Annotated in this window: 1 protein-coding gene; it reads right to left on the bottom strand. The window is 51.8% G+C overall.

Going from position 1 to position 255, the window contains the following annotated elements:
• Positions 1 to 32 precede the first annotated feature (32 nt).
• Positions 33 to 255: hypothetical protein (locus tag ACOSDM_RS20365; RefSeq protein ID WP_420726360.1), on the bottom strand; the 223-nt coding region annotated here is incomplete at its 5' end.

Here is a 255-nt window from a genome sequence, read left to right as displayed (position 1 = left end):
AACTTCAATGGGATGTGTCATCGCGCAGGGTCCTATCTGTCTTTAGAAGCCGCAGTCACAACCAGATTCCCGAACACATCTTTGTCGGCCAGTTGGTTGCGATAAATTGGCACCGTGGTGCGAAACAATTCAATCAAGGCAGGCCCGGAAATTTGATTTCCCGGCTGCATTAGATCGGCCTTATAAATGTCTGTTTCACGCCAGCCGATTTCTCCGCCCCAATAGACAGAGCGGGACCCAGACCGCGCAGCAGAT

It is taken from the genome of Hwanghaeella sp. LZ110, from assembly GCF_048892525.1.
Classification (GTDB): Bacteria; Pseudomonadota; Alphaproteobacteria; order UBA8366; family Aestuariispiraceae; genus Pacificispira.
Note: the sequence above shows the minus strand (reverse complement) of the source record. Positions and strands in the feature narration are given on the sequence as shown.